Raw genomic sequence first — 1,159 nt, forward strand, 5'->3', positions numbered from 1 at the left:
AGAGTGTGCTGGTGGCGCATCCGCTGGTGGCACAGGCGGTGGTGGTGGCCCGTGAGGACGTCCCGGGGGATGTGCGGTTGGTGGCCTATGTGGTGCCGGGTGATCCGGAGGATGTCGATGGGTCGCTGCCGGCGGTTGTGCGGGGGTTCGTGGGGGCTCGGTTGCCTGAGCACATGGTGCCGTCGGCGGTGGTGGTGCTGGGGGCGTTGCCGTTGACGGGCAACGGCAAGCTCGACCGGAGGGCGCTGCCCGCGCCCGACTACGCGGCACACGCGGGCGGCGGCCGGGCACCGGCGAGCGCGCAGGAGGAGGTGCTCTGCCAGGAGTTCGCGGATGTCCTCGGCCTGGAGAGCGTCGGGGTCGACGACGACTTCTTTTCTCTGGGCGGGCATTCGCTGCTGGCCATGTCGCTGGTGGAAAGGCTGCGGGCACGCGGCGTGTCGCTGCCGGTGAAGGCGCTGTTCCAGACACCCACACCGGCCGGCCTGGCCGCATCGGCCGGTCCGGAGCAGGTGGCGGTGCCGCCGAACCTGATCCCGGCCGGCGCGACCGAGATCACCCCGGAGATGCTGCCGCTGGTCGAGCTGACCGCCGAGCAGATCGAGCGGATCGTGGAAGCGGTGGAGGGCGGCGCGGCGAACGTGGCCGATGTCTACCCGCTCGCCCCGCTCCAGGAAGGGATCTTCTTCCACCACCTGGTGAGCGACCAGGACGGCGTCGATGTCTATGTGTCGCCGATGGTCCTACGGGTCGACTCGCGGGAACGTCTGGACGCGTTCCTGGCGGCCCTGCAGGAAGTCGTCAACCGGCATGACATCTACCGCACCGCCGTCCTCTGGCAGGGGCTGCCCGAGCCGGTCCAGGTGGTCGCACGACGCGCGGTGCTGCCGGTCGCGGAGGTCACCCTGGACCCGCACGGCGCGGCGTCGCCGGAGGAGCAACTGCTGACGGCGGCCGGCGGCTGGATAGCCCTGGACCGGGCCCCACTGATGGGCGTGCACATCGCCGCCGAGCCGGGCAGCGACCGTTGGCTGGCCCTGCTGCGCATCCATCACCTCGTGCGCGACCACACCACGCTGGACGTGCTGCTCGGTGAGCTGCGGGCGATCATGTCCGGTCAGGGCGGCTCGTTGCCGGAGCCGCTGCCGTTCCGGGACTT

At 71.2% G+C, this 1,159-nt stretch carries 1 protein-coding gene; it reads left to right on the top strand.

The window, feature by feature from the left end; all coding sequences use genetic code 11:
* Positions 1–1,159: condensation domain-containing protein (locus ABZ845_RS31990; protein ID WP_360987084.1), on the top strand; the 1,159-nt coding region annotated here is incomplete at both ends.

It is taken from the genome of Streptomyces sp. NPDC047022 (assembly GCF_040644155.1).
GTDB lineage: Bacteria > Actinomycetota > Actinomycetes > Streptomycetales > Streptomycetaceae > Streptomyces.